At 67.2% G+C, this 5,377-nt stretch carries 7 protein-coding genes; 1 reads left to right on the top strand and 6 read right to left on the bottom strand.

Annotated features, from left to right (window positions below):
• Both ABSF49_RS19840 and ABSF49_RS19835 read right to left on the bottom strand, forming a co-directional pair.
• Positions 1–283, bottom strand: a 283-nt coding sequence (locus ABSF49_RS19840) for a RidA family protein (RefSeq protein WP_424114362.1), incomplete at its 3' end; no start/stop codon positions are given.
• A gap of 79 nt (positions 284–362) precedes the next feature.
• Positions 363–1,244, bottom strand: a complete 882-nt coding sequence (locus ABSF49_RS19835; protein WP_424114361.1) for a glycoside hydrolase family 25 protein — start codon at positions 1,242–1,244, stop codon at positions 363–365.
• Between the two features lie 351 nt (positions 1,245–1,595).
• On the opposite strand from ABSF49_RS19835, the gene ABSF49_RS19830 reads away from it, so the two are divergent.
• The gene (locus ABSF49_RS19830; protein WP_424114360.1) at positions 1,596–2,531 is read left to right on the top strand and encodes a polysaccharide deacetylase family protein; all 936 of its coding nucleotides are present in this window, start codon (positions 1,596–1,598) and stop codon (positions 2,529–2,531) included.
• Positions 2,532–2,929: 398 nt separating this feature from the next.
• Here the strand turns inward: ABSF49_RS19830 and ABSF49_RS19825 are convergent, their stop codons facing one another.
• From ABSF49_RS19825 to ABSF49_RS19810, 4 genes are all read right to left on the bottom strand, one after another.
• The gene (locus tag ABSF49_RS19825; protein WP_424114359.1) at positions 2,930–3,349 is read right to left on the bottom strand and encodes a secondary thiamine-phosphate synthase enzyme YjbQ; all 420 of its coding nucleotides are present in this window, start codon (positions 3,347–3,349) and stop codon (positions 2,930–2,932) included.
• 329 nt (positions 3,350–3,678) lie between these two features.
• Positions 3,679–4,113: a thioesterase family protein gene (locus ABSF49_RS19820; protein WP_424114358.1), complete on the bottom strand. Its 435-nt coding sequence runs from the start codon at positions 4,111–4,113 to the stop codon at positions 3,679–3,681.
• A gap of 44 nt (positions 4,114–4,157) precedes the next feature.
• On the bottom strand, positions 4,158–4,280 hold the full coding sequence (locus tag ABSF49_RS19815) for a hypothetical protein (protein ID WP_424114357.1): 123 nt from the start codon (positions 4,278–4,280) through the stop codon (positions 4,158–4,160).
• Between the two features lie 724 nt (positions 4,281–5,004).
• On the bottom strand, positions 5,005–5,377 hold a 373-nt coding region (locus ABSF49_RS19810), incomplete at its 5' end, for a PfkB family carbohydrate kinase (RefSeq protein ID WP_424114356.1).

Here is a 5,377-nt window from a genome sequence, read left to right as displayed (position 1 = left end):
TGTTGAACGGCAGCTCGGCCATGCCGACGGCGGAGCGGGCGTGGGCGCCGACCTCGGGGCCGTAAAGCTCGAGGATCAAGTCGGAGAAACCGTTGATCACGCTCGGCGTGTCGTTAAATCCCGGCGCGACGTTGACCATGCCGAAGACGCGCGTCCAGGCGCGGACGCGGGGATTGAGCGGGCCGTGGCCGGCGATCAGCACGCGCGCGCCGACGATGCGCGCCATGGCGAACGGCAGCCGCCCGGCCGGCGTCTTCAGCGGCGCCGGCAGGACAAGGCCCATTTCGCTCAAGCGTCGCTCGATGCAGGCCATGTCGGACTTGCTCCTGGCTTCGCCGTTTCCGGCGCAGCCGCGCCGAGCCTCAATTCGGCGTGGTCTGGTTCGCGGATCCGATCGGTTGCGGCGGCGAGAGAGCCGCCTGCGTCGACGGTTGCGCGGGCGCGGGGGACGTCGCGACGTCTTGCGCCGCCGGGTTCGCCCCGTCGAGGAACGCCCGCCATTGCTTCTGATCGCCGTCGAAGACGTTGCGGTCGACTTCGCCGTCGATGCCCGGCACGATTCCGTCTGCCTGGTATTGCCAGAACTGCCAGTCGCGGTCGCTGTAGCGCATCGCCGGATTGTGTTTGGTCGAGCGCACCCAAATCGGATAGTCGGCGAAGGCGCCGCCGGCGAGGATCGCGTTGTAGAATTCGATGTTGGTGTAGATGATCGGCCGCTTGCCGAAGTGGCGCTCCATTTCGTCGAGCACCACTTTCATATCGGCGATCGTCTGGTCGTGTTCGAGGCGGCGGCGACAGGTGCGCGAGTCGGGCGTCGGCTCGACGTCGAGCACCGGGGGCAGCGCGTCGGCCTCGACCGGCACGTTCTCCTCGAACCAGGTCGCTTCCTCGATCGGCTTCCGGCACCAGTACATGAAGTGATAGGCGCCGTGGGGAATGCCGGCGAGCTTCGCGCCCTGCCAGTTGGCCTGGAAGCGCTCGTCGACATGGTCGCCGCCTTCGGTCGCCTTGATCCAGGCGAACTTGACGCCGCTGCTCGCCACCGCGTTCCAGTCGATCGTCCCCTGGTATTTGGAGACGTCGATGCCGTGGATCGGATAGTCGGTCGGTTTGGGATAGCCGTCGTCGAAGCCGAGCATGTCCGCGCCGCCGCCGCCGCCGCAGCCGGCCAGCGCGAGCGTCAGCGCGGCAAGCCAGCCGAAGCTGGCGAGAGAACGGGGTGAAACGCGAGCGGGTCGGGTCATTGGCTCTGGCGAGAGAAACGCGAGGCGGCTGACGAACGGCCTGAACAAGGCGTCGCCAGACGTTTAGCGCAAACTAGGGCGGTCGGGGTAACGATTCGTTAAAAGGCGATTCTCGGTCCGCGGGCCGCGGAGCGTCGGTGCGGCTCATCGTTCGAGACGCGCCGCCAAGGCGGCGCTCCTCACGATGAGGGAGATCGTACTAGAGATTAAATTTTCGTCGTCTTTGACTGCGGGTGGAGGCGCCCTCACCGTGAGGAGCCGGCGAAGCCGGCGTCTCGAACGGCGAGGGCGTCGGCGCGCGACCGCTGCGTCGCTTGACCATCGCCGCGCCGGCGCGGCAAGCCTTGTCGCATGGGACCATGGCTCCGCAACCTCTCGACTGGCCTCGCCGCCCTCGCGTTCGCCAACGCCGCCGCGGCGGCCGAATGCGGGCCGGACAAGCTCGGCACGTCGCGCGTCGCCGAAGTGGGCACCGAAGGCGGGTTGTTGATCGGGCTGAAGACCTATCCCGCCGCGATCCCGCTCGCCAATCACGAAGTGATCCTCACCTTCGACGACGGCCCGGACGAGCGCACGACGCCGCTGGTGTTGAAGGCGCTCGCCGACCAATGCGTGCGCGCGACCTTCTTCGCCATCGGCCGCAAGCTCGACGAGCAGCCGGCGTTGGCGCGACGCGAGGTCGAGGAGGGCCATACCGTCGCCAGCCACACCTATACCCATCCGCAGCCGACGCTGACCTTCATGAGCGAGTCGGCGGCGCGCGCCGACATTCTGAAGGGCATGATCGCGGTCGAACGCGACGCCTACGGCCAGGATTTCGCCGCCGGCGAGCCGACCGACCTCGGCAAGCTCAAGCTGCACGCGCCGTTCTTCCGCTTTCCCGGCTTCGCCGACACCGCCGACCTCAGGACCTGGTTCGCCGACAACAATGTCGCGATCTTCGGCACCGACCTGTGGGCGTCCGACTGGGTTCCGATGAAGCCCGAGGAGGAGCTGAAGCTGATCATGGGCCGGCTGGAAAAGGCCGGCCGCGGCATGCTGCTGTTCCACGACAACCGCCCCTGGACGGCCGAGATGATGCCCGCTTTTCTCGCCGAGCTGAAGAAGCGCGGCTATCGCGTCGTCCATATCGTCGCCGGGCCGGGCAATGGCCCGACCGTTCCGGCGCCGGTCGGCTGGGTTTCCGAGACCGGCCGCGTCACCGGCGCGCTCAAGCCCCGGCTCGACAAGGCCGCCGCGCCGCCGCCGCCCGGACCGTTCACGGTCAAGCCGGCGCCGGTGGAGTAGGGACGGGGCGCCCGCGCCGGGCGTCGCGGCGAAATGAAGCGAAACGAAACGAAGCGGGAGCGAAACGGGCCGCAGCGTTTTCGACCGCTTTTGGCCGCGAAACGCAACCGCGGCGAAACCCGCGGCTTCGCCGTTTGGTGGGATTTCAAGGGCTTGGCGCCCATTTCGTTTCGCCGCGCGCTTCGCCATCGCCGTCGTGTGTTTTCTTCTGACCGAAGACACATCATACGATGAATTCCGATAATCAGAAAGACATGATCGTCGCCGCGCAGGCGCGCGATCCAGACTTGGGGATCGGGGCGGCGGCTTCGTCTGGATCGCGTCGCTGTCGCTCGCAATGATGGTCGGAGGCCTCGTCGATCTAACAACGCCGGCTGATCTCAGTCCGTGAACTGAACTCAGGGCCCGAGCAAATGCGCGGCGACCTCGCGCAGATGCGGGGCGCGGCGGTGCTCGAACAGGTAGACGCCCTGCCAGGTCCCGAGCGCCAGCCGGCCGGCGACGATCGGGATCGACAGGCTGACGGCGGTCAGGGCGGCGCGGATATGGGCCGGCATGTCGTCAGGCCCCTCGTCGTCGTGGGAATAGCGGCCCTTGCCCTCGGGCGCGAGGAGTTCGAAGAACGCCTCGAGGTCGTCGCGCACCGCCGGCGCGGCGTTCTCCTGGATCAGCAGCGAGGCCGAGGTGTGGCGGCAGAACAGGGTCAGCAGCCCAGTCTCAAGCCCACGCGCCTCGACCCATTCGACGAGGTCGCCGGTGAACTCATAGAGGCCGCGGCCGCGGGTGCGGACCCTGAGGATGGTGGCGAACTGGCTCATGCGCGCGTTGTACAGGCAAGGGCGGGGCGCGGGAACGGGGCGGGATTGCTGATCCGCAGCTCGGCCTCCGCCGACCATGGGGCGCCGTCGAGTTCATGGAAACCAAAACTTCCGCAGTCGAGAGGCTGTCAAGGGGCGAAGCCCGCCTGCGGCGGCGCGCTGAAAGCGCGCCCTTGACAGCCTCTCGACTGCGGAAAAAGACGCTTCCATGAGATCGAAAGCGCAATCCGCCGAATCGCTCGCCGCCGTCTTGTAGACGCGCTCGCCGAGAGCGTCGGCGCGGTCGCCGACTGCGCTTAGAGGCGCCAAACGCAAATCGAGAACTGCGTTCACGAGGCCGCTGGGCGCGCGCCGTCCGCCTTCGCCTGCACGCGTTCGCGGAAGCGCGCGACGGCGATCACCGCGCGCTGGTGGCGGCCTTCGCCGACCAGCCCGCCTTCGTCGAAGACCTTGACGGCGAAGGTCAGCCGGCGGCCCTCGACGGCGACGAGTTCGACTTCGGCGCGCACCTGCATGCCGACGGGCGTCGCCGCGACATGGGAGACGTCGACATGGATGCCGACACTGTGCTCGCTCGCGTCGAGATGGCCGCTCACGCATTTCAGGCAGGCCGACTCGACGAAGCCGACCATCGCCATCGTCGCCAGCACCTCGGGCATGTCGCCAAAGTTGGCAAAGAGGCCCGCCAGGCGGGGCACCAGCATTTCCGGCGCGACCCGCATGGTGAGGGTGGCGCGAAGCCCCGGCTTCAGGCTGTCCTTCATTGAGGCGGGGGCTCCTTCACGGTCGGCGGGCGGCGGATCCAGGCCTAGCCGAACCAAATCGCCTTGGCGAGCGCCTTCGGTTTGGCGTGCGCCGCGACCGCCGGCGCGCGCTCCACGGCGGCGGGTCCGAACCCGGCCCCGCCGACCCAGGGCGCCGTCGGCCTCATGGAAGCGTCTCTTTCCGCTCGCCCGATCAGGTGCGGGGCGCGACCGCCGGCCGCGCCTTCAGCCCCCAAATACAGACGGCGGCCCGAGGGGCCGCCGTCTGTTGAAATGGCGCGGTCAAGAGAAGTCGATCAACTAAGTGACGTCAATGATTTAGAGGACAATGGGACACATTTCTGTCGTCAGTTTTGTGCAGACTTTGCGCCCACGCGCCCCCAGCGATTTTGCAATCGCGGGGCAATCGCGACATCCACGTCGGCGGATCATGGGCGCACGGAGAGGTTGTCGGGGTGGCGCTCCGGAAGGGGATGCCCTAACTGGCCGGAATCAAGCGCATACGGGGTTGGGTGGGACAAAAAGCCCCCTCGGTTTTCCAGGAGATTCCGAGCCGAGTGTGCCGCCTCACAAAGGAATCGGACGCGCCTGCAATGCAATCGCGGAGCAGCGACGCCAACGCCTGCATCATCCTCGTCGCGGCCCGAACGTAAAGCGCAGTCGTGTCGAACTTGGAATGCCCGAGCAGAACCTGGATGACGCGAGCACGGGCCTGTTCTGCTTGACGGTCGTCTGCGCGCTGCGAAGCGGTTCAGTGAGGGACACGAAAAGGTTCGCGCGCGTCATCGGAAAGAAAGACGTATAGCGCCTTGTTGAGCGGATGCTTTTTGTGGTCCGTGAACAAGGCGGCGCCTCTCGGACGCGTACGAACCGCCCGCCCTCCAGCGGGAATTATCGGATCACCCTTGCGCCCTTGCCCTTCATGATCGCTTCGACCTCCTTGACGTTGACCATCGAAGTGTCGCCCGGGGTGGTCATCGCCAGCGCGCCGTGGGCGGCGCCGTATTCGACCGCGGCCTGCGGCCCCTTGCCTTCGAGGAATGCGTAGGCCAGACCCGAAGCGAAGCCGTCGCCGCCGCCGACGCGGTCGTAGATCTCGAGGTTCTCGCGCAACGGCGCTGCGTAGAACTGGCCGCCGGCGTAGAGCACCGCGCCCCAGTCGTTGAACGAGGCGGTCTTGGCGTTGCGCAGCGTCGTCGCCGCCACCTTGAAGTTGGGGAACGCCTTGACCGCCGCGGCGATCATCTTCTTGAAATTGGCCGGG

The sequence above is a fragment of the Roseiarcus sp. genome (genome assembly GCF_049514155.1).
GTDB lineage: Bacteria > Pseudomonadota > Alphaproteobacteria > Rhizobiales > Beijerinckiaceae > Roseiarcus.
This window is presented reverse-complemented; position numbering and strand designations above follow the sequence as displayed.

Excerpts from the sequence above, each read along its gene's own strand:
- ABSF49_RS19835 (WP_424114361.1), bottom strand. The coding sequence starts at position 1,244 with ATGACCCGACCCGCTCGCGTTTCACCCCGTTCTCTCGCCAGCTTCGGC.
- ABSF49_RS19830 (WP_424114360.1), top strand. The coding sequence starts at position 1,596 with ATGGGACCATGGCTCCGCAACCTCTCGACTGGCCTCGCCGCCCTCGCG.
- ABSF49_RS19825 (WP_424114359.1), bottom strand. The coding sequence starts at position 3,349 with ATGAGCCAGTTCGCCACCATCCTCAGGGTCCGCACCCGCGGCCGCGGC.
- ABSF49_RS19820 (WP_424114358.1), bottom strand. The coding sequence starts at position 4,113 with ATGAAGGACAGCCTGAAGCCGGGGCTTCGCGCCACCCTCACCATGCGG.
- ABSF49_RS19815 (WP_424114357.1), bottom strand. The coding sequence starts at position 4,280 with ATGAGGCCGACGGCGCCCTGGGTCGGCGGGGCCGGGTTCGGACCCGCC.